Origin of the sequence: Caenispirillum salinarum (assembly GCF_044803115.1) — a bacterium.
Classification (GTDB): Bacteria; Pseudomonadota; Alphaproteobacteria; order Rhodospirillales; family Rhodospirillaceae; genus Caenispirillum; species Caenispirillum salinarum_A.
Map to the genome: position 1 here is coordinate 95,154 of NZ_CP085224.1, position 20,432 is coordinate 115,585.

At 70.0% G+C, this 20,432-nt stretch carries 17 protein-coding genes; 12 read left to right on the forward strand and 5 right to left on the reverse strand.

Annotated elements, in window-relative coordinates; all coding sequences use genetic code 11:
- Window positions 1-88: 88 nt before the first annotated feature.
- Window positions 89-703, reverse strand: coding sequence for a DUF938 domain-containing protein (locus tag LG334_RS00415; RefSeq protein WP_404382220.1), 615 nt, complete (start codon window positions 701-703; stop codon window positions 89-91).
- Between the two features lie 98 nt (window positions 704-801).
- On the opposite strand from LG334_RS00415, the gene LG334_RS00420 reads away from it, so the two are divergent.
- The 3 genes from LG334_RS00420 to LG334_RS00430 all read left to right on the forward strand — a co-directional run bounded on the left by LG334_RS00420 (window position 802) and on the right by LG334_RS00430 (window position 2,620).
- Window positions 802-1,263 (forward strand): TerB family tellurite resistance protein, encoded by a 462-nt coding sequence (locus LG334_RS00420; protein ID WP_404382222.1) that lies wholly within the window; start codon window positions 802-804, stop codon window positions 1,261-1,263.
- A gap of 66 nt (window positions 1,264-1,329) precedes the next feature.
- On the forward strand, window positions 1,330-1,665 hold the full coding sequence (gene fdxA, locus LG334_RS00425) for a ferredoxin FdxA (RefSeq protein WP_404382224.1): 336 nt from the start codon (window positions 1,330-1,332) through the stop codon (window positions 1,663-1,665).
- Between the two features lie 457 nt (window positions 1,666-2,122).
- On the forward strand, window positions 2,123-2,620 hold the full coding sequence (locus LG334_RS00430; RefSeq protein ID WP_404382226.1) for a CarD family transcriptional regulator: 498 nt from the start codon (window positions 2,123-2,125) through the stop codon (window positions 2,618-2,620).
- Between the two features lie 231 nt (window positions 2,621-2,851).
- Here LG334_RS00430 and LG334_RS00435 read toward each other — a convergent pair whose 3' ends face one another.
- The 4 genes from LG334_RS00435 to LG334_RS00450 form a co-directional block, all read right to left on the reverse strand.
- Window positions 2,852-3,664 (reverse strand): amino acid ABC transporter ATP-binding protein, encoded by an 813-nt coding sequence (locus LG334_RS00435; RefSeq protein ID WP_404382229.1) that lies wholly within the window; start codon window positions 3,662-3,664, stop codon window positions 2,852-2,854.
- Window positions 3,661-4,803, reverse strand: a complete 1,143-nt coding sequence (locus tag LG334_RS00440; RefSeq protein ID WP_404386442.1) for an amino acid ABC transporter permease — start codon at window positions 4,801-4,803, stop codon at window positions 3,661-3,663. The genes LG334_RS00435 and LG334_RS00440 overlap by 4 nt, the downstream gene beginning before the upstream one ends.
- Before the next feature lie 5 nt (window positions 4,804-4,808).
- Window positions 4,809-6,026: an amino acid ABC transporter permease gene (locus LG334_RS00445; RefSeq protein ID WP_404382231.1), complete on the reverse strand. Its 1,218-nt coding sequence runs from the start codon at window positions 6,024-6,026 to the stop codon at window positions 4,809-4,811.
- 252 nt (window positions 6,027-6,278) lie between these two features.
- Window positions 6,279-7,307, reverse strand: a complete 1,029-nt coding sequence (locus LG334_RS00450; RefSeq protein ID WP_404382233.1) for an amino acid ABC transporter substrate-binding protein — start codon at window positions 7,305-7,307, stop codon at window positions 6,279-6,281.
- Between the two features lie 496 nt (window positions 7,308-7,803).
- Between LG334_RS00450 and LG334_RS00455 the strand changes: the two genes are divergently transcribed.
- The 9 genes from LG334_RS00455 to LG334_RS00495 all read left to right on the forward strand — a co-directional run bounded on the left by LG334_RS00455 (window position 7,804) and on the right by LG334_RS00495 (window position 20,380).
- Window positions 7,804-9,312, forward strand: a complete 1,509-nt coding sequence (locus LG334_RS00455) for a tetratricopeptide repeat protein (protein ID WP_404382235.1) — start codon at window positions 7,804-7,806, stop codon at window positions 9,310-9,312.
- Window positions 9,313-9,315: 3 nt separating this feature from the next.
- Window positions 9,316-10,842, forward strand: a complete 1,527-nt coding sequence (locus LG334_RS00460; RefSeq protein ID WP_404382237.1) for an ExeA family protein — start codon at window positions 9,316-9,318, stop codon at window positions 10,840-10,842.
- The gene (locus tag LG334_RS00465; protein ID WP_404382239.1) at window positions 10,833-11,582 is read left to right on the forward strand and encodes a prepilin peptidase; all 750 of its coding nucleotides are present in this window, start codon (window positions 10,833-10,835) and stop codon (window positions 11,580-11,582) included. The genes LG334_RS00460 and LG334_RS00465 overlap by 10 nt, the downstream gene beginning before the upstream one ends.
- A gap of 74 nt (window positions 11,583-11,656) precedes the next feature.
- Window positions 11,657-13,615: a secretin N-terminal domain-containing protein gene (locus LG334_RS00470; protein ID WP_404382241.1), complete on the forward strand. Its 1,959-nt coding sequence runs from the start codon at window positions 11,657-11,659 to the stop codon at window positions 13,613-13,615.
- 53 nt (window positions 13,616-13,668) lie between these two features.
- A complete protein-coding gene (locus LG334_RS00475) occupies window positions 13,669-16,200 on the forward strand; it encodes a GspE/PulE family protein (RefSeq protein WP_404382243.1) in 2,532 nt (843 codons plus the stop codon).
- A 4-nt stretch (window positions 16,201-16,204) separates the two neighbouring features.
- Window positions 16,205-17,413 carry a type II secretion system F family protein gene (locus LG334_RS00480; protein WP_404382245.1) on the forward strand — a complete coding sequence of 403 codons (1,209 nt, stop codon included), beginning with the start codon at window positions 16,205-16,207 and terminating at the stop codon, window positions 17,411-17,413.
- A gap of 8 nt (window positions 17,414-17,421) precedes the next feature.
- On the forward strand, window positions 17,422-19,122 hold the full coding sequence (locus tag LG334_RS00485) for a hypothetical protein (RefSeq protein WP_404382247.1): 1,701 nt from the start codon (window positions 17,422-17,424) through the stop codon (window positions 19,120-19,122).
- The gene (locus LG334_RS00490; protein WP_404382249.1) at window positions 19,119-19,769 is read left to right on the forward strand and encodes a hypothetical protein; all 651 of its coding nucleotides are present in this window, start codon (window positions 19,119-19,121) and stop codon (window positions 19,767-19,769) included. The genes LG334_RS00485 and LG334_RS00490 overlap by 4 nt, the downstream gene beginning before the upstream one ends.
- Window positions 19,766-20,380, forward strand: coding sequence for a hypothetical protein (locus LG334_RS00495; RefSeq protein ID WP_404382251.1), 615 nt, complete (start codon window positions 19,766-19,768; stop codon window positions 20,378-20,380). The genes LG334_RS00490 and LG334_RS00495 overlap by 4 nt, the downstream gene beginning before the upstream one ends.
- Window positions 20,381-20,432: the final 52 nt, after the last annotated feature.

The following is a 20,432-nucleotide window of genomic DNA, read 5'->3' on the forward strand; positions in this document are numbered from 1 at the left end:
CGCCGGCGCGCGATGACAGGACGCGGGGGGCGACGGCCCCTCGCGCTCCCTCGGCGCAATACCGATTGTTCAGTCAATCCCGTCCGGTTCACCCCCGCCGGAACACCACCGTCAGATTGTTGGCCGGCATCTGGATTGTCTCCGGCGGCCCGAAGCCATGCTCCGCCGCCAGCGCCGCCACGTCGTCGAGGTTTCGGATGCCGAACGACGGGTCTTGCGCCTTCAGCCAGTCGTCGAAGGCCGCGTTGCTCTCAGACGTGTGGGCGCCGCCGATCCGGAAGGGGCCGTAAAGCACCAGCGGCGCGCCCTCGGGCAGCACCGCCGCCGCGCCCTCCAGCAGCGCCGGCGTGCACTCGGGCGGGCTGATGTGGACCATGTTGATGCACACCACCGCATCCGCCGCCGCCACCGGCCAGGGCCGCGCCGTCACGTCCAGGGCCACGGCCGGGCGCAGGGTGTCCGGCCCCTCGGCCGCCGCCCAGGCGTCGATGCTGGCGCGGGCGCCGTCGTCCACGTCCGTCGGCTGCCACGTCAGGCCGGGCAGCGCGCGCGAGAAGAACACCGCATGCTCGCCGGTGCCGCTGGCAATCTCCAGCACGAGACCGCGCGCCGGCAGCGCGCGTTGCAGGACGGAAAGGATGGGCTCGCGGTTGCGCGCCGTTGCCGGGGCGCTCCGCCTGGCGTCTTGCGAGGGAGCAGTCATGGTGGTTAAGTGACGCTTCCTTTCGCCGAAGGCAAGATGTCGTCCGCGACCGGACCGGCCGCTTGCATCCTCCACGCATCAACCACACGTGGACTATCATGCTTGGCAAACTGAAAGACCTGCTGTTTTCCGCCTCCGAGGCCGATGCCCGCGCCGCCGACCACGACGACGTGGCCGTGGCCGCCGCCGCCGTCATGGTGGAAACGGCGACGCTCGACGGCACCTTCGACGAGGACGAGCGCGCCAGCATCCTCAGCCTGCTGCAGCGCCGGTTCCAGTTGTCGGACGCCGACGCCCGCGAACTGCTGGCCGAGGCCGAGGCCGAACAGCAGGACAGCAACGAACTGTACGCCTTCACCCGCGCCATCAAGGACCACTTCGACCACGACCAGCGCGTCGAGATGGTGGAAATGCTGTGGGAGGTGGTGTACGCCGACGGCGTCGCGCACGACTTCGAGACCAACCTCATGCGCCGAGTTTGCGGCCTCCTCTACGTGGAGGACGCGGAAAGCGGCGCCGCCCGCAAACGGGTGCTGGACCGCCTGGGCCTGTCGTCCTAGAAAGGGGGCCATCGGCCAAACCACATTGTCCCCGCCGGACGCGCTTAAACCGGAGTTGATGAACCCATGACCTATGTCGTCACCGAGAACTGCATCAAGTGCAAGTACACCGACTGCGTCGAGGTGTGCCCGGTGGACTGTTTCTATGAAGGCGAGAACATGCTCGTCATCAACCCTGACGAGTGCATCGACTGCGGCGTGTGCGAGCCCGAGTGCCCGGCCGAGGCCATCTTCCCCGACTCCGAGGATATCGCCCAGAAGTGGGCCGAGCAGAACCGCGAGCTTTCGGAAAAGTGGCCCAACATCACGCGCCAGAAGGACCCGCTGCCCGACGCCGACGAGTGGAAGGACAAGCCCGGCAAGGCCGAGATGCTGTCCGAGGCGCCGGGCTCTGGCGACTGAGATCGAGTCGCACTACATATCCCGCACGGCACGGACGGGGCGGCCGGAAACGGCGGCCCCGTTCGGCGTCCGGGACTCGCGGGAATCCCGCCGCTCCCGGGGCGGGCCGCGGTGTTGCGCTTTTTTTACCTGTCTCGGGTCCCCAAAACGTGGTATATCCTAGCGGTCCGCTGGTTCCATCCGGCGGCACTTTTTTTGAGGGTCCGACCCCAGTGCGGGATTGAGAGAGAACGCTTCGCCGGACCCCGCATCAGCTACGGATACGGGCATGCGCCCGCCCGGACACTGACAGCCATGCCGCGCAACCCGGCCGGTGCGCGGCGGTGGACGCCGATTTCGTTGCGCGTCCGCTCACCTCGGAAGCCGGCCACGATCACGGCCATGCGGTCGCGACCGGAGACGCAAGGGCTCCGGCGGCCGCTTCGGCAGGTCTTGACGGGAAGAGAAGAAGAGAAACATGACGAACCAAGTGCCTTTCACGGCTGGCGACTTTGTCGTCTACCCCGCGCACGGCGTCGGCAGAGTTCTGGAAGTGGAGAAGCAGACGATTGCCGGCCATGAGCTGGAGCTGTTCGTCGTCAGCTTCGAGCGCGAGCGCATGACGCTGCGCATTCCGGTGACCAAGGCCAAGACCTCGGGCCTGCGCAAGCTGTCGAGCAAGAAGGCCATGGACTCGGCGCTGACCACCCTGAAGGGCCGCGCCCGCGTGAAGCGCGCCATGTGGAGCCGCCGCGCGCAGGAATACGAAGCCAAGATCATCTCGGGTGACCCCGTGGCCATCGCCGAGGTGGTGCGCGACCTGCACCGCTCCGCCACCCAGCCGGAGCAGTCCTTCAGCGAGCGCCAGATCTACGAACAGGCGCTGGAGCGCCTGTCCCACGAACTGGCCGCGGTCGAGCAGATCGAGCCTGAGGCCGCCACCGAGCGTCTGGAAAAGCTGCTCAAGGCTGCCTGAGCCGCCTGACGGCGCCAAACGCGAAACCGCCCGCCCCGGAGACCGGAGCGGGCGGTTTCTTTTTGCCGTCCGGCGACGTTCGGGGACAGCCACGACGGCACGAAGAGCACCAAGCTGGGCCGCTGACGCAGGTGGGACGGGCCGAACGGGGCGAACCACCAGGGCCCACCCACACAAAGGCCGCCGCCCCGTTTCGGAGCGGCGGCCTTCGCATGTCCGGGCCCGGAACGATCAGTGCTGGATGATCTGGCTGAGGAACTGCCGGGTGCGTTCTTCCTGCGGGTTGGCGAACAGCTCCGTGGGGCTGTTCTTCTCCACGATCTGGCCGTCGGCCATGAAGACCACCGTATCGGCGACCGAGCGGGCGAAGCCCATCTCGTGGGTGACGCAGATCATGGTCATGCCGTCCTGGGCCAGCTCCACCATGACGTCCAGCACCTCCTTGATCATCTCGGGATCAAGGGCGGAGGTGGGTTCGTCGAATAGCATGATGGACGGCTTCATGCACAGCGAGCGGGCGATGGCGACGCGCTGCTGCTGGCCGCCCGACAACTGGCCGGGGTACTTGGAGGCCTGCTCGGGGATCTTCACGCGCTCCAGGTAGTTCATGGCCGTGTCCACGGCTTCCTTCCGGGGCGTCTTGTTCACCCAGATGGGACCGAGGATCAGGTTCTCCAGCACGGTCAGGTGCGGGAACAGGTTGAAGCTCTGGAACACCATGCCGACGTCCTTGCGGATGGCCTCGATGGCCTTGACGTCGTTGCTCAGCGTCACGCCGTTGACGATGATGTCGCCCTGCTGGTGTTCCTCCAGCCGGTTGATACAGCGGATCACCGTCGACTTGCCCGAGCCCGACGGCCCGCAGACGACCACGCGCTCGCCGCGGCGGACGTCCAGGTTGATGTCCTTCAGGACGTGGAAGTGGCCGAACCACTTGTTCACGTTGTCCAGGCGGATGACCACTTCCTCGCCCATGGCGGGCGTCTTCGGCGCATCCTCCGACGGTTCGACGGTGGTCTGTGTGGGTTCGATTCCGTTGCTCATCGACGGGTCCCCGCGTTGAGACGGCGCTCCAGGAACTGGCTGTAGCGCGACATGAAGAAGGCGAAGCTGAAGTACAGGATGGCGGCGAAGATGTAGCTCTCGGCGTAGAACTGGCGCCATTCCGGGTCGGCCAGCGCGGTCTTGGCGCTGGTCAGCAGGTCGAACAGGCCGATGATGATGACCAGCGACGTGTCCTTGAACGTCGAGATGAACTGGTTCACCAGCGGCGGAATGACGATCCGCAGCGCCTGCGGCAGGACGATAAGGCGCGTCTTCTGCCAGTAGCTGAGGCCCAGGCTGTCGGCGGCTTCATACTGGCCGCGCGGCAGCGATTGCAGGCCGCCGCGGATGGCTTCCGCCAGATAGGCCGAGGTGAACAGCATGATGCCGACGATGGCGCGCAGCAGCTTGTCGACCGTCACACCCTCGGGCATGAACAGCGGGAACATGATCGACGCCATGAACAGCACCGAGATCAGCGGCACGCCGCGGATCAGCTCGATGAAGGTGACGCAGATGGTCTTGATGGCCGGCAGGTTCGACCGCCGCCCCAGCGCCAGCAGCACGGCCAGGGGGAAGGCCAAGCCGATGCCCGTCACCGACAGGATCAGGGTCAGCGGCACGCCGCCCCACTGGGTGTTGTCGACATAGGTCAGGCCGAACACGCCGCCGTACATCAGCACGCCGCAGGCGGTCAGCACCGCGGCCCAGGCCGGAATCAGCCACTTGGACCAGAACGGCGGGTAGCAGCTTGCCGCCAGCGCGCCGATGAACAGCACCACGGCGACCATGGGACGCCACTGTTCGTCGAACGGGTAGAGACCGAACAGGATGAAGCGGTGCTTCTGCTCGACGAAGGCCCAGCAGGCGCCGGCGCCCTCGGCCTTGCAGGCGTCGGGAGTGGGCGACGACCAGATGGCCGACAGGAACGCCCAGTCGATGAACGGCGGAATGATCAGCCACAGCAGGTACAGGCAGATCAGCGTCACGATGGTGTTGGGGATGGAGCTGAACAGGTGCTTTTTCGTCCAGCCCAGCATGTCCCACACGCGCTGGGTCGGGTGGCCCGCGGTGGGCTCGTCCGGTTCCTCAATGTGCGTGTAGGCGGGGTTGCGCGCGTCGCGCTCTTCCTGGCGCATCGCCATCAGGTCCGCCCCCCTCGCAATGCAATGTGGCTGTTGTACCAGTTCATGAAGGCGGAAATGCTCAAGGACACCGTCAGGTAGGTCGCCATGATGATCGCCACGCCCTCGACCGCCTGGCCGGTCTGGTTGATGGACGTGTTCGCCGTCGCCACCAGGTCAGGATAGCCGATGGCGATGGCCAGCGAGCTGTTCTTGGTCAGGTTGAGGTACTGGCTGGTCAGCGGCGGGATGATGACGCGCAGGGCCTGCGGAAGCAGCACCAGGCGCATCACCAGACTGCGCTTCAGGCCCAGCGCCACGGCGGCCTCTGTCTGGCCGTGATGAACCGAGAGAATGCCGCCGCGCACGATTTCCGCAATGAAGGCTGCGGTATACAGCGTCAGGCCCAGCAGCAGGGCTGCAAACTCGGGGCTGACGTGAGCGCCGCCGCGGAAGTTGAAGCCCGACAACTCCGGCATGTCGATGGCCACCGGCGCCCCGCCGATAGCCCACAGGATCACCGGCAGGCCGATGAACAGCGCGATGCCGGGAAGCAGCACGTTGGGCCGCCGGCCCGTTTCGCCCTGGACGCGGGTGGCGCGCTTGTTCAGCCACCATGTGATGACGGCGGCCAGCACCAGGCCGATGATGGCCAGTGTCCAGCCCGCCTCCCACACAGGGTAGGGGAAGCGGAAGCCGCGGTTGGACAGGAACCAGCCCTCGATGGGCTCCAGCGCCTGGCGCGGGTGGGGCAGGGCGACGCCGATGATGGCGTACCAGAAGAACAGCTGCAGCAGCAGCGGCACGTTGCGCAGGCCCTCGACGTAAATCGAAGACAGCTTCGCCACCAGCCAGTTGTTGGACAGGCGGGCGATGCCGATGATGGTGCCGATCAGCGTCGCCAGCACGATGCCGATGATGCTGACCTTCAGCGTGTTCAGAAGGCCCGCCACGAGCACCCGGCCGTAGGTATCGGCCGGCGAGTATTCAATGACGCTTTCCGAGATGTCGAACCCGGCCTCGCGCTCCAGGAAGCCGAAGCCCGTCGCGATGTCGCGGGCGGCGAGGTTGGTGAGCGTGTTGTGCACCAGGTACCAGCCGACCGCCACGACGGCGCCGATGGTCAGGATCTGGTACAGGACGCCGCGCACCCGCTGGTCGTTGAGGAACGACGTCTTGCGGGGCGGCGCGGAGCCCTTGGCCGCGGGGGCGCCGCGTGTTGTGGAGTGGTCTGCCATGAACGTTGGTGACCCGTCTTGCAGAATGGCCGCTTGCAAAAAGGTCGCCGCCGGGGCGAGGGAAGCAGGGAATCCTGCCTCCGCCGCCGCCGGCGACGCCCGTTCACCGATTCATACCGGGCAGCGCCTGAAACCGTGCAGGTGGCGCCCGGCAAGGCCGGCTGGCCCCCGTGCCATGCGGCGCGAAGGGCCGTGTGCCGGCTGAATGCGGCGCCGACGATGTTGGACCGTCGGCGCCCATCAGGACCGCGCCTAGCGGGCCGGCGGGGCGTACTGCAGGCCGCCCTCGGTCCACAGCGCGTTCAGGCCGCGCTCCAGCTTCAGCGGGCTTTCCACGCCGACGTTGCGGACGTAGGACTCGCCGTAGTTGCCGACCTGCTTGATCACGGTGTAGGCCCATTCCTCGGGCAGGCCCAGGGCCTCGCCCAGGCCCGGCGTCGCACCCAGCAGGCGCTTGACGTTCGGGTTGTCCGTCTCGGACTTCACCTGGTCCACGTTCTCGGACGTGATGCCCATCTCCTCGGCGTCGACCATGGCGTGCATGACCCACTTCACGACGTCGAACCACTGGTCGTCACCATGGCGCACGGCCGGGGCCAGCGGCTCCTTGGAGATGATCTCCGGCAGGATGACGTGGTCGTCCGGGTTCGGCAGGTCGTTGGCACGGATGGCCGCCAGCTGCGAAGCGTCGGACGTGATGGCGTCGCAGCGGCCCGAGGCGTAGGCGGCGTTCACTTCCTCGAAGGCCTCGATGGTCAGCGGGCTGACCTGCATGTTGTTGGCGCGGAAGTAGTCGGCCATGTTCAGCTCGGTGGTGGTGCCGGTCTGCACGCACACCGTGGCGCCGTCCAGCTGCGTGGCGCTGTCGACACCCAGGTCCTTGCGCACCATGAAGCCCTGGCCGTCGTAGTAGTTGACCGGCAGGAAGTTCAGGCCGTTGGCGGTGTCGCGGGTGAGCGTGTGGGTGGTGTTGCGGGCCAGCACGTCGACCTCGCCGGCCTGCAGGGCGGTCAGACGCTGCTGGGCCGACAGGGGTACGTACTTGACCTTTTCGCTGTCACCGAAGACGGCGGCGGCGACGGCGCGGCAGACATCGATGTCCAGGCCGGACCAGTTGCCCTGCTCGTCGGGCGCCGCGAAGCCGGCCAGGCCGGTGTGCACGCCGCAGACGACCTGGCCGCGCTCCTTGACGGAGTCGAACGTCTGGCCGGCCTGGGCGGCGGTGGCACCAAGGCCGACGGTCAGAGCGGCAGCGGCGGCGGCCGTGTAAAAGGTTTTCATCAAAAAAGCCTCCCGTTTATGCACGGATATGAACAGTTTGCCACTTTGGCGACGGTCGGCCGATCGGCCGGTAAGCCCCGGCATGCTTTCCGCCGCTAAGCGTGACACGCGAGGGATCGTAGCCCAATCAAACACGACTGAAAAGGTCGTGTTTCGTTTGAATGAAGGGCGGTACGAATGATTCCGCGCCTTATGTCCCAGAGTGCAGTGCACAATTCTACTGTCGCGCATACAAGGCTTCGACGCCCCTGACTTTCGCCCTAGTTGCAATGCCTTGGCGGCCTCCGTACGGTGTCGCGACGGCCGCGGCGGCCGCGGCGGCGCCGGACGCACGGTAAAACATACAAATTTACCGTTTTCTCACCACTCGCGTGGTATGGTTCCATCCGAAAGTGGCAGACCGGCCGGCGCGGCGGCACGACGTGTGAGTCCGTCCGGTGGGGGACGGACAGGACGAGACCCGGGTCATGCGGGCCCGGATGTGGAAAAGTGGGGCATGAGCGTACTCTACAAGGCGCTTGAAAAGGCGGCGCGGCAGAATGCACGGGGCGAGCCCGGCACGGCGGCGGCGAACGAAGGCGGTATGAACGTCACCGCCGCGCCGCCGCCGCTGGCGCCGCCGGGGGGCGGGGCCGCAACGGCAGGCGACGGGGCGCCGCAACGCGGGCGGACCGCCGTCCGCGTCCTGGCCCTGGTCTTCCTGCTGGGCAGCGCCGCCGCCATGGCGGGCGTGCTGGTGTTCCAGGACGAGGTGGAGACCCTGCTGACCCAGGCGACCGGCGACGCGCCGGTCTATGTTACGCCGCCGGAACAGGCTCCGCAGCCGCTGGCGGACGCCCGGCCGGCGCCACCGCCGGATGCCGTGGCGGTCGGCGACACCGAAGTCCCGCAGCCTTCCGCGGCACCGGTCCCCGACCAGCCGACGGCCCCCGCCCCGGAAGCCGCGGACGGACCGGCCGCCCCCGCGCCCTCCGGCACCGCCCGGCCCGACGAAATCGCCCGCCGTGTTGCAACGCCGGATGAAACCCCGGCGCCCGCCGCGGCCGAGGCCGCCGGGCCGTCCGACACAACCGCCGCCGAAAGCGCCGCCGCCGCTTCCGAGCCCCAGACGCCGGCTCCCGCCGCCGCGCCCGTCGACGACAACATCGCCGCGCTGATGGCCGAGGGCGCCGCCCGCCGTTCCGGGGCGGCAACGGCCGATGCGGCGGTGTCCGCGCCGCCCGTGGCGGCCCCGGACGACACCGCGGCCGCCACGCCGCCGCGTCCCGACCGCCTGGACGCCGAGGCAGGCTTGCGGGCGCAGCGCAGCGCCGAGGCCGGCGCCGCCGCCGGCGCGCCCATCACCATCGACACGGGGACGGGCGCCGCGCCGGCCTCCGCCCCGGCGCCGCGCGTCGGCAACGTCAGCGTCAGCAGCGTGCCGACGGAAACCCGCGACACCCTGGCCGGCGGCTACGGCGCGCTCATGCGCGGCAACTATGCCGGCGCGTTGAACGCCTACGACAGCGTGCTGGACCGCGAACCGACCAACGTCTCCGCCCTCATGGGCCGCGCCGCCGCCCTGCACAAGCTGGGCATGGCCGCCGACGCCCGCGACGCCTACGAGCGCGTCCTCGCCCGCCAGCCGGACAACCGCGAGGCCCTGACCAACATGATCGCGCTGATCGCCGACGCCGATCCCGTCACCGCCATTGCGGAGCTGCAACGGTTGCAGTCGGTGGCGCCGGATTTCAGTCCCGTTCCGGCGCAGCTGGGGATGCTGCTGGCCCGCCAGGGCCGCGTCGGCGAGGCCATGGGCGCGCTGCGCCGGGCCATCGCCCTGTCGCCGGACAACGCGCTTTACCACTATAATATGGCCGTCGTCGCCGACCGGGCCGGCCGCGCCGCCGACGCCGCCCGCAGCTACGAGCGGGTGCTGCGCCTGATCGACGGTGGCGGCGCGCCCGCGGGCTTGCGGGCGCAAGCCATCCGTGACCGTCTGCGCTATCTGCGCGCGAGGCTCTGACCCATGCCCTATCTGGCCCATTTTGCCCTCACCGCTCAGCCCTTCGGCCTGACGCCGAACACCGAGCAGTATTTCCCCACGGCGAACAACAGCCACATCCTGCAGTCGCTGCAATACGCGGCGCGGGAGCGCGGCGGCATTCTCAAGGTTTCGGGCGACGTTGGCACCGGCAAGACGATGCTGTGCCGCCTGCTGCTGCGCGGCCTGATGGACGACCCCCGCACCGCCGGCGGCGTCGCCTACCTGAACGCGCCCCAGGCCGACGGCGAATGGCTGCTGGCGGCACTGTGCATGGAGTACGGCCTGGACGCCAAGGGCAACCGGGCGGAACTGATGCACCGCCTCAACGCCTTCCTGCTGGACACCCACGCCGAGGGCCGCACCTGCGTGGTGGTGGTCGACGAGGCCCAGGCCCTGGGGGCGGAGGGGCTGGAGACCATCCGGCTTCTGTCCAACCTGGAGACGGAGCAGGCCAAGCTTCTGCAGATCGTGCTGTTCGGCCAGCCGGAACTGGACGCCCTGCTGGAGCGCCCCGATCTGCGCCAGATCAACCAGCGCATCGTCTTCGCCTTCCAGACCCAGCCGCTCAGCGAGGCCGAGGTGGGAGCCTACGTGCAGCACCGCCTGCACTGCGTCCGGGTGCCGGGCGTCGCCTTCCCGGCGTTCACTCCGGCGGCGCTGGACCTGCTGGCGCGGGCCAGCGGCGGCGTGCCGCGCGTGGTGAACATCCTGGCCGACAAGGCGCTGCTCATCGCCTATGGCGGCGGCGCCATGCCCGCCACCGAGGAGCACGTCGCCCAGGCCATGGCCGACAGCCGCAGCATCTGCCGCGCCGTGCCGATGACCGCCCCCCGCGGCAGGCGGCCGTGGCTGCGGCGCCTGCTGTGGGGTACGGTCGGGCTGGAGGCGGCGGCGCTGGTCGTCATCCTGGCCCTCAACCCCGACCTGCCGGCCCGCGCCTGGACCCTGATGCAGGACCTGACGGCGCAGGAACAGCCCGCCGCAACGGACAGTTCCGCAGCCGAAACAGCTGTACCCGACGCCGTGGCGAGGGCCGAAGCGGCCGGTGCGCCGCCATCGGCCGGAGCCATCACGCCCGCCACCGCGAAGCCGGCACCCGTAGCCGCGCCCGCTGCCTCCGAGCCGGCCGTGCCGCCCGTCGCCCCCGCACCGGCGCCGCCGCAGGCCCATGCCGCCCCGGCCGCGGAGCTGGATGCGGTCGCCGCCGAAGCCGACACCGAGGCCCACGCCGCGCCGCCACGTCGCCCGCCGGAGCCACAGGCGCCCGAGGCCGCCGCGCCGGAGGCAGGCCCCGCGTCCGGGGCCGCCGCGGAGGCGTCGGAGCGTCTTCCTGCCGCCGGCCCTCGCCCCGTCGCCAAACCGGCGCCGCCGGCCGATCCCGCGCCGACGGAACCGGCCCGCGCCCCCGCGGCCGCGCCGCCCGCGGATGTCACGCGCCTGGCAACCAGCGACACCGGTGAGAATTCCGTGGCCCGCATGACGGAGGACGGCCGCTGGACATGGGAGTGACGGATCTGGTCCTCGCGGCGCTGCTGGGGCTCGTGGCCGGGTCCTTCGCCAGCGCCCTGTCCTATCGCCTGCCCCGGTCCCTGCCCGTGGGCGCGGCCCGCTCGGCCTGCACGGCCTGCGGCCATCCGCTGGGGGTCCGCGACCTGGTGCCGGTGCTGAGTTGGGTCCTGGCGCGCGGGCGCTGCCGGTACTGCGGCGCCGGCGTCTCGGCCCGCTACCCGCTCATTGAACTGACGTCGGCCGGCATCTTCGTGGTCATTGCGTGGGCGGAACAGGGATGGCTGCCGGCGGCGCTGCTGATGGTGGTGACAACGCTGCTGCTGACGGCGGCGGTGGTGGACCTGGAAACCGGCATCCTGCCCGACGTCCTGCACCTGGCCGTCGCACCCTTCGCCCTGGCCTACCGCTGGCTGCTGGACGACACCCCCTGGCCGGCCCTGATCGGCGCCGGCGCGGGCTATCTGGTGGGGCTGGCGCTGCTGTACGGGTTCAAGCTGGTCACCGGGCGCGAGGGGCTGGGACGCGGCGACGTCAAGTTTCTTGCGGTCGCGGGGCTGCTGCTCCAGCCCGAGCAGTGGGCGGCCTTCCCGCTGATCGCCGGCATCGCCGGCATCGTCACCGGACTGGTCTGGCGGGCGAGCGGGCGCGGGCAGGAGTTCCCCTTCGGCCCGGCGCTGATCGGCGCGCTGTTCGTCTGCGTGCTCATGCCCGGCAGCACGCTGGCCTATATCGATTTATGACGAAGCCGGAACGAATGAACGAAGCAAGGTCCGGCGCCCACGCCGGCGACAGAGAGTGGATGAGGGAGTTCCCGATGGCTGGTTACATCGCCCGACCGCCGCGCGGCGGCCTGCGGCATCCGCGCCGCTGGGCCGGCCTGGGCCTGTGCCTGGCGCTGGCCGCCTGCGGCGGTGCGCATGACGAGGCCGGCGGCCTGACCAAGGAAGACTACGAGGCACTCAAGTCCCGCCGTCCGGCCGCCGAGGCGCCCGCCATGGCCGAGCCTCCCATCCCCGACCTGGCGCCGGTTCTGGCGGCGCCGCAACCGCCGCTGCTGGCCGACACGCGCCGGGTGACGCTGCAGGCGACCGAGGTGACGCCGGTCAAGGAACTGCTGATCGAAATCGCCCGACAGGCCGACATCGACCTGGAACTGGACCCGCGAATCGAGGGCGGCGTCATCATCACGGCGCGCGACCGGCCGCTTGCCGACGTGATCGAGCGCATCACCGACCTTGCCGGGCTGCGCTACCGCCTGGACGACAACCGCCTGCGGGTGGAGCAGGACGACGCCTACCTGAAGACCTATCGCGTCGACGTCCTGGACGTGGCGCGCAGCACCTCCACCTCCATCGCCTCGTCCACCGACGTCTTCTCGGTGGTGGGCGACGGCGGCGGCGGCGCCAATGCCTCGACCACACAGGTCCAGAGCGAAGCCGAGGCTGACTTCTGGGGCGAGATCACCGAGAACATCACCGCCATCATCGCGCAGGAGCGGCCCCGGCCGCGCACCGCCGGCACGCCCGGACCCGGCGTCGGCGTCACCGGCGCCGCTGACGCCGCACCCGCGCCGGCCGCGGCTGCCGCCCCGGCCCCTGCTCCCGCGGCGGGCGCCGAGGCAGGCGCCGAGGGCGTGGCCGAGGTGGACGAGGGCGACGCCCCCGGCACCACGACGGTGCAGGAGCAGGCGACCGCTGCCGCCGCCGGCATTTCGGCCGCCGATCCCGGCACCGCCGCGCCGCCCCCCGTTCCGGGGGCGACCTCGGCCGAGGCCGGCCAGGCCGGCACCGCGGAGGACGAGGAAACCGGCCACTACTTCACCATCAACAGGCAGGCGGGCATCGTCTCGGTCTACACCACCGAGCGCCAGCACAAGGAAATCAAGGACTACCTGGAACAGGTGCGCTCGAACGTCGGCGCCCAGGTGCTGATCGAGGCCAAGATCGTCGAGGTCAACCTGGACGAACAGTTCCGCGCCGGCATCGACTGGGGCCTGGTCGCCCAGGGCAGCAACGACTTCGCCGTCCAGGGCAACTTCAGCAACAGCGTCCTGCCGTCCGGCGTGACCACGCCGACGCTGCTGGCCAGCACCAATTTCGGCATCGGCGGCGCGGCGCTGAACGCCGTGCTGCAGATGGTCGACGAGTTCGGGACGACGCGCACCCTGTCCAGCCCGCGCCTGACGGTGCTGAACAACCACAACGCCATCCTCAAGGTCGCCGAGAACGAGGTCTACTTCACCATCGAGATCGACCGCGAGGTCAACGACGACGGCCCCGACGTGATCACCTACGACTCCGATGTCCATACGGTGCCCGTCGGCGTGATTCTCAACGTGCAGCCGTCCATCAACCGCGACACCGAGGAAATCTCGCTCAACCTGCGGCCCACCATCTCGCGCATCGTGCGGACGGTGAACGACCCGGCCGTGGCGTTGTTCGCCGCCGACATCGGCAACACCAACGTCCAGTCGCCCATCCCCGTCGTCGAGGTGCGCGAGTTGGACAGCCTGGTCACCATGCAGTCGGGCGACGTGCTGATCATGGGCGGCCTGATGCAGGAGCGGTCGGAGAACAACGACTCCGGCATTCCCGGCGTGAAGGACGTGCCGCTCGTCGGCGCCCCCTTCAAGCAGAAGATCGAAAACACCGAGGTCATCGAACTGGTGATCTTCCTGCGCGCCACCATCGTCAACGGCCGCGACAGCATCAGCCCGGCCGACCGCGAGTTGTACAACAAGTTCACCCCGGACCCGCGCCCCATCGCCTTCTGAGGCGGCGGCGGCGCCGGCCGGGCCTTTGACGAGCACCGGAAGGTCGAGGACCCATGCGGCTCACCCTGGGCGAAGCCCCGAAGGCGGGCGAAAAGCTCAACCAGACCATGACGCCGGAGGACGCACTGCCGGCGGCCGAGCCGGCGCGCGCCGGGCGCCTCAGCCTGGGCGAGGGGCCGGGGGCGGCCGCCGGGCGGCCCGCTCCGCCCGATGCCGTGCCCGCCGCCGACACCCCGCGCGCCGGGCGCCTGAGCCTGGGCGGCGCCGGCGAGACCCCGGCCGCAGCGCCGGCCCGGGATGCCGGCCCCGAACCCGCCACCCGGTCGCGCCCCCTGGCGCTGGACGACGCTCGTGCCGCGGCAACCCCCGCGCCCGACCCGGAGCCTCAGCCCGAGGCGGCGCCGGCACCCGAGGAGGCCCCGGACCCCGAGCCGCAGGCCGAGACGCCACCAGCACCCGCGCCGGCTCCGGCGCCGGCGGCGCCCGGCGCGCTGCCGCCCGTCGCAGACTCCGCGCCGCCCAAGGCACCGGCCGCGCCGAAGGCCGGCCCCAGGACCACCGGCGGACTGCCGCCCCTGCCGCCGCTTGGGGATGCGCCGAAAGCAGCCACGCCGGCCCGTCCCGCCCCGCCAGCGGACAAGAGCCTGCCGCCCTTGCCCGACCCGGGGGCGCTGTCCACGCCTCCCAAGGCGGCTTCAACACAGGCCGGACCAGCACCAGCACCGGCGCCCGAGCCGCCGCCGGCCGCCGCTTCCGCCGCCGCCGGGCCCAAGGAGCAGCCGCAGCCGCAGGCGAAAACGTTCGAGACGGCGGCGAAGGGCCGGCCCAAGTCGGCGCCGAGGCCGGCGGAGACCACTCCCAAGCCGGCCCCGGCCGACCAGGGCGGCGGCGGCAAGCCGCCGGTGCGCCTGGGCGACAAGCTGGTGGAGCGCGGCCTGATCTCCAAGGACCAGCTGGCCGTCGCGCTGCAGGAAAAGAAGAACAGCCCCAAGATGATGGGCGAGCTTCTGGTCGACCTCGGCTTCATCACGGAACAGGCGCTGTCGGCCGTTCTGGCCGAGGATTCGGGGTTCGAGCGGTTCGACCCGCACGGCAGCATGGTCGATCCCGAGCTGCTGAAGATGATCCCGCTGGAAATCGCCAACCGCTATCGCGTCTTCCCCTCGACGGTGGAGGACAAGACGGCGCGGCTGGCCATGGCCGACATCTACGACGTGCTGGCGCTCGACCAGGTGAAGCGCTACCTGCCGCCGGACTGGGAAATCCAGCCGCTGGTGTGCTCGGACACCGAGATCCAGCAGGCCATCGACCAGTACTACGGCCATGAATTGTCCATCGACGGCATCCTGCGCGAGTTGGACAGCTTGCGAGAGGGCGACCTGGACGCCGCCGCGCTGGACGACACCACCGGCGGCTACACCCACCCCGTCGTGCGCCTGGTCAACGCCATCCTGCTGGACGCGGTGAAGAGCAAGGCGTCCGACATCCACTTCGAGCCCGAGGGCAACTTCCTGCGCGTGCGCTACCGCATCGACGGCATGATGATGCAGGTGCGCACCATCCACAAACAGCACTGGGGTGCGTTCAGCCACCGCATGAAGATCATGTCGGGCATGAACATCGCCGACCGCCTGAACCCGCAGGACGGCCGCTTCAGCCTGTCCATGGCCAACAAGCGCATCGACTTCCGCGTCAGCTCGCTGCCCACTGTCCACGGCGAGAACCTGGTGCTGCGCATCCTGGATAAATCCTCGGCCCAGGTCAGCATGACCGACCTGGGCTATTCGCAGCACAACTTCGAGATGCTCACCCGCATGGTGAAGCGGCCCGAGGGCATCATCATCGTCACCGGCCCGACAGGCTCGGGCAAGACGACGACGCTGTACGCCATCATGAACTACATCAACTCGCTCGACCTCAACATCATGACGCTGGAGGACCCGGTCGAGTTCGAACTCTCGCTGATCCGCCAGAGCCAGATCCGCGAGGGCAGCCAGATGACGTTCGCCGACGGCATCCGCACCCTCATGCGCCAGGACCCCGACGTCATCCTGGTGGGCGAGGTGCGCGACGGTGACACCGCCGGCATGGCCGTGCGCGCCGCCATGACCGGCCACCAGGTCTACACCACGCTGCACACCAACGACGCCGCCGGCGCCATTCCGCGATTGCAGGACCTGGGCCTGCGCCCCAGCCTCATGGCCGGCAACATCATCGGCGTCGTCGCCCAGCGCCTGGGCCGCAAGCTGTGCGAAGACTGCCGCACATTCAAGACCGCGACCGAGGAGGAATGCCGCATCCTGGGCGTCGACCCCGCCGACCCGCCCCAGATCGGCCAGGCCGTCGGCTGCGACAAGTGCCGCGGCACGGGCTACCGGGGCCGTGTCGGCGTCTCGGAAATCCTGCCCTTCAACGACACCATCGACGAAATGATCATCGCCGACGCCCCGCTGTCGCACATCCGCGAGCAGGCGCGCCAGTTCGGCTTCATCCCCATGGTGGAGGACGGCATCGGCAAGGTGCTGGACGGCATCATGGACATCACGGCCCTGACGAAGGCGGTGAACATCACCGACAGGTTGTAACGCCATGCCGCAGTACGCCTACCGCGCCATCAACGACAAGGGCCGCTCGGTCCGGGGGCAGATCAACGCCACCAACGAGACGGACCTGTTCCAGCAGCTTCACGAACTGGGGCTGGAGCTGGTGGATGCCGGCGTGGTCAAGGAACGCAAGCTGACGCTGGCGCTGGCGCCCAAGATCAAGACCCGCGACCTGATCCAGACGTGCATGCACCTGGAGCAGCTGTCGGGCGCCGGCGTGCCGCTGATCGACGCGCTGTCGGACCTGCGCGAAAGCACCGAACACGCCCGCCTGCGCAACGTCATCGCCGAAATCTACCGCGACGTCAGCGACGGCGCCGCCCTGTCGGACGCCTTCGGCAAGCACCCGCGCATCTTCGGCCCGGTGTTCACCTCGCTGCTGGCGGCCGGCGAGGAATCGGGCAACATCACCGAAAGCTTCGCCCAGCTGGTCAAGCACCTGAAGTGGACCGACGAGGTCAACGCCAAGGTCAAGAAGGCCATCCGCTACCCCAGCTTCATCCTGGTCATGATCGTGGTGCTGTTCACCTTCATGATGACCTACGTGGTGCCCCAGGTTGTGGGCTTCCTGGAGGCGCAGGGGACCGACCTGCCGGCGGTGACGCTGTCGCTGATCGCCACCTCGGACTTCATGATGAACTACTGGTACGTGGTGCTGCTGGGGCCGGTGGCGGCCTTCGTGCTGATCCGCGCGGGCGTCAAGACGTCCTATGCCTTCGCCTACAAGGTGGACTGGGTGCTCTTGAACCTGCCCACTCTGGGGCCGACCATCCGCAAGATCAGCCTGTCGCGCTTTTCCCACTTCTTCGCCGTGATGTTCAATTCCGGCGTGCCCATCCTGCAGTGCCTGGAGACCGCCCAGCGCGTGGTGGTCAACCGCTGCCTGACCGAGGCCCTGGCCACGGTCCGCGACCAGGTGCAGACCGGCGAGCCGCTGTCGTCGGCCATGAAGCAGTCGGGCCAGTTTCCCGGGCTGGTCACCCGCATGGTCAAGATCGGCGAGGAAAGCGGCAACCTCTCGGGCACGCTGGAAAACGTGACCGACTTCTACGACCGCGACGTGGACGACACGGTGGACAAGATCATCGCCATGGCCGAGCCGGCGCTGACCGTGGTGGCCGGGCTGATGATGATCTGGATCATCCTGGGCGTGCTGGGCCCCGTCTACGACTCCTTTGAAAACATCGGCGGGTGAGGCGCGGCATGGCATCCCTATCGCTTGGTTCCCTCTCGCTGTCGGGGCGCGGCCGGCGCAAGTACGTGCTGACCATCGGCGAGGACTGCGCGGTCCTGACCCTGTATTCCGGCAAGACCGTCAAGAACGCCTGGATCGTGCCCGCCGAGGCCGCCGAGGGCGGGGCCGAGATCGAGGCCGTCCTGCGCAAGGACCCGAAAACCCCCGTCGCCCTGCTGGCCGACACCTTTGAACAGATCTACCGCGACGAGCCGGTGCCCCGGGTCGGGCGCATGGACCAGGCCAAGGTCACCCGCCGCCATGCGGCCGTCGCCACGCCGGGCGACATCTGGAAGGCCGCCATGCCGCAGGGCCGCGACCCGCGCGGCAAGAAGCTGTTCTACCTGTTCTGCGGCCTGCCCCGCAGCGAGCACGTCAGCGCCTGGGTGCGCCTGTACGAGGGGCTGCGCAACCCCAAGGGCGGCATCCACCTGCTGCCGCTGGAATCCTTGAGCCTGATGAACGCCCTGTTCGACTCAGAGGCCAAGGCGCGCGGCGGCGTGCGCTGGCGGATCATGACCACCATGAACGTCTCGGGCGGGCTGCGCCAGATCGTCGCCAAGCAGGGCCGCATGATGCTCACCCGCCTGACGCCGGCCCCGCCCGAGGACATGCCCGCCGACGAGGCCGCCGCCATGATGGTGCGCGACTTCCGCCAGACGCTCACCTACGTCAAGCGCATGGGCTACCGCGAGGGCGACGCGCTGGACCTGGCGCTGATCGTCGACCCCGACCTGGCCGAGGCGCTTGCGGCCCAGCAGTGGGAGGCGGAATCGGTGAACGTCACCACCCCCCACGCGGTCGGCGAGCGCCTGGGCCTGGGCAGCGTCGGCAAGCCGGAACAGCCCTACGGCGACGTGCTGCACGCCGCCTGGTTCGCCCGCAAGGCCAAGCCGGCGCTGACGCTGACGCGGCCGTCCGAGCAGAAGTCCGAGCTGGGCCAGCTGGGCGAGGCCCTGGCGCCGCTGGGCGCGGTGGCGGCCATCGGCGGCGTCGCCTTCTATGCCTACACCGCCGGCACCGCGCTGTGGGACACCCACCAGCGCATCGAACGGCTGGAAATCGCCCTGCCCGCCGCGCAGAGCCGCCTTCAGGCGGTGCAGGCCGAGCACGCGGCACTGCCCTACGACGCCCAGGTCATGCGCGACACCCTGGCGCTGGCCGACACCATGGCCGGCGCCGACCGGCCCGTCGTGCCCTTCCTGCGCGCCATCGACGCCGGCCTTCGGAACCGCGCCCATGTGGTGCGGCTGGAGCTTGAGAACGGCGCCGTGACGCAGGTCCAGGCCGCGAACCAGGGGGGCGGTCGCGGCGGCAGCGGCGGCGGCAGCGGCCAGGTCGGCCGCGGCGCTCCCAAGGGCGACGACCTGTGGGCGCGGCTGGAAATGGTTCTGGACGATCCCGCCACCGCCGAGGACGCCCTGGTCCTGTCCGACCAGATCATGCAGGACCTGACCGCCGCCCTGCCCGACGCCAAGGTGGTGCTGGTCCGCCCGCCGGTGGCCGTTCTGCCCGACCAGACCCTGTCGGCCTCGGTCAGGATGGATACGCTGTACGGCACCGCCCGCACCGTCGCCGGGCCGGCGGCCGACGGCGGGCAGGCGCCGGGCGGGCCGGCGGGGGCCGGCTTCACCATGCGCGTCGAAATCAGCCGGGGGGCCGCGTCATGACCACCGCCGACATCGCCCGCGCCTTCGCCAGGCTCAGCCGCCGCGCGCGCGTCTCCATCATCGTGATGGGCGTCACGCTGGCCCTGGGCGGCGCCCTGTTCCTGGGCGGGGAGCACCTGATCGAGACCTGGGGGCAGGACGCCCAGCGCCTGCAACAGGAGGTGACGCGCGTCGAGGGCGAGGCCATGCGCCTGCGCCGCGACATCGAGTTCGTCCAGCAGAACACCGGCCGCTACGAGCAGGTGCTGGCGCGCGGCCTGTTCGGCGACCGCAACCGCCTGCTGGCCCGCCGCGCGCTGGAGCGCCAGCTGGCCTCGCACCGGCTGCAGGGCGACATCACCCTGCACCCGCGCGCCCAGGGCCCGTCCCACCGCATCGCGGGGACTGAATACCGCATGCTGACGGCCCCCGTCGTCATGGCGGCGGACGGCATGCTGGACGCAGACCTGTTCGACCTCATGGGCGACATCGGCGGCAGCCTGCCGGGCTATCTGGTCCTGGAAAGCGCCCTGCTGACCCGCGAGGACGTGACCCCGGAAAAACTTGAGACCCTGCGCGGCGGCCTGCCCGTGCCGCTGGTGCGCGGGCGCCTGACCTATCATTGGCTGTCGGCGGCGTCGGCCGAGAGCGTGGAGGCCACGCAATGATCCGTTTCCCCCGGCTTCGTCCCGCGCTGCCCGTCGCCCTGGCCGCCCTGGCCCTGGCGACGGCGGGCCCGCTGGCCGCCCAGACCCCGTCCCGGGACCCCTCCCGGCCCCCGCCGTCCGGCGGCGCGGCCGGCACCGAAGCCCCGGCGGCGGCCGGGCCGGCGGCGGGGGCGGAGGCGGGCGAGCCCGGCGGGCCGGCGCCCGAGGTGGTCGCCCCGGCGGAGGACGAAACCGCCCCGCCCCGCACGCTGATGTTCACGCTCAAGCAGCGGCTGACCATCGAGGCGGCCCTGCGCGAAGGCGGCCTGATCCGCGAGGACTCAGACGACGGCGACGGCACGGCCATGCCCGCCCCGCCCAAGCCGCGCCTGACCCGGCCGCTGTACCTGTCGGGCCTGCTCTACCGCGCGCCGGGGGAATGGACGGTCTGGATCAACGGCCAGCCCCTGCGGCCGGGCGACAGCGGCCACCTGTTCAGCATCGCCGATGTGGACGACCGCGCCGTGACCCTGGCCGTCGACTGGGGCGAGACCACCCGGCTGGTGCGCCTGGAACCGCACCAGACCTTCGTGCCGTCGCATTCCGCCGTGGTCGAGGGCAAGGCGTACTGAGCCCCCGGACGGCGGGCGGCGGACGTTGGACGGCGGACGGCGGACGGCGGCG

Excerpts from the sequence above, each read along its gene's own strand:
- LG334_RS00435 (WP_404382229.1), bottom strand. The coding sequence starts at position 3,664 with ATGAGCAACGGAATCGAACCCACACAGACCACCGTCGAACCGTCGGAG.
- LG334_RS00490 (WP_404382249.1), top strand. The coding sequence starts at position 19,119 with ATGACCACCGCCGACATCGCCCGCGCCTTCGCCAGGCTCAGCCGCCGC.
- LG334_RS00470 (WP_404382241.1), top strand. The coding sequence starts at position 11,657 with ATGGCTGGTTACATCGCCCGACCGCCGCGCGGCGGCCTGCGGCATCCG.
- LG334_RS00420 (WP_404382222.1), top strand. The coding sequence starts at position 802 with ATGCTTGGCAAACTGAAAGACCTGCTGTTTTCCGCCTCCGAGGCCGAT.
- LG334_RS00480 (WP_404382245.1), top strand. The coding sequence starts at position 16,205 with ATGCCGCAGTACGCCTACCGCGCCATCAACGACAAGGGCCGCTCGGTC.
- LG334_RS00445 (WP_404382231.1), bottom strand. The coding sequence starts at position 6,026 with ATGGCAGACCACTCCACAACACGCGGCGCCCCCGCGGCCAAGGGCTCC.
- fdxA (WP_404382224.1), top strand. The coding sequence starts at position 1,330 with ATGACCTATGTCGTCACCGAGAACTGCATCAAGTGCAAGTACACCGAC.
- LG334_RS00450 (WP_404382233.1), bottom strand. The coding sequence starts at position 7,307 with ATGAAAACCTTTTACACGGCCGCCGCCGCTGCCGCTCTGACCGTCGGC.
- LG334_RS00440 (WP_404386442.1), bottom strand. The coding sequence starts at position 4,803 with ATGCGCCAGGAAGAGCGCGACGCGCGCAACCCCGCCTACACGCACATT.
- LG334_RS00475 (WP_404382243.1), top strand. The coding sequence starts at position 13,669 with ATGCGGCTCACCCTGGGCGAAGCCCCGAAGGCGGGCGAAAAGCTCAAC.
- LG334_RS00415 (WP_404382220.1), bottom strand. The coding sequence starts at position 703 with ATGACTGCTCCCTCGCAAGACGCCAGGCGGAGCGCCCCGGCAACGGCG.
- LG334_RS00455 (WP_404382235.1), top strand. The coding sequence starts at position 7,804 with ATGAGCGTACTCTACAAGGCGCTTGAAAAGGCGGCGCGGCAGAATGCA.
- LG334_RS00495 (WP_404382251.1), top strand. The coding sequence starts at position 19,766 with ATGATCCGTTTCCCCCGGCTTCGTCCCGCGCTGCCCGTCGCCCTGGCC.
- LG334_RS00465 (WP_404382239.1), top strand. The coding sequence starts at position 10,833 with ATGGGAGTGACGGATCTGGTCCTCGCGGCGCTGCTGGGGCTCGTGGCC.
- LG334_RS00460 (WP_404382237.1), top strand. The coding sequence starts at position 9,316 with ATGCCCTATCTGGCCCATTTTGCCCTCACCGCTCAGCCCTTCGGCCTG.
- LG334_RS00430 (WP_404382226.1), top strand. The coding sequence starts at position 2,123 with ATGACGAACCAAGTGCCTTTCACGGCTGGCGACTTTGTCGTCTACCCC.
- LG334_RS00485 (WP_404382247.1), top strand. The coding sequence starts at position 17,422 with ATGGCATCCCTATCGCTTGGTTCCCTCTCGCTGTCGGGGCGCGGCCGG.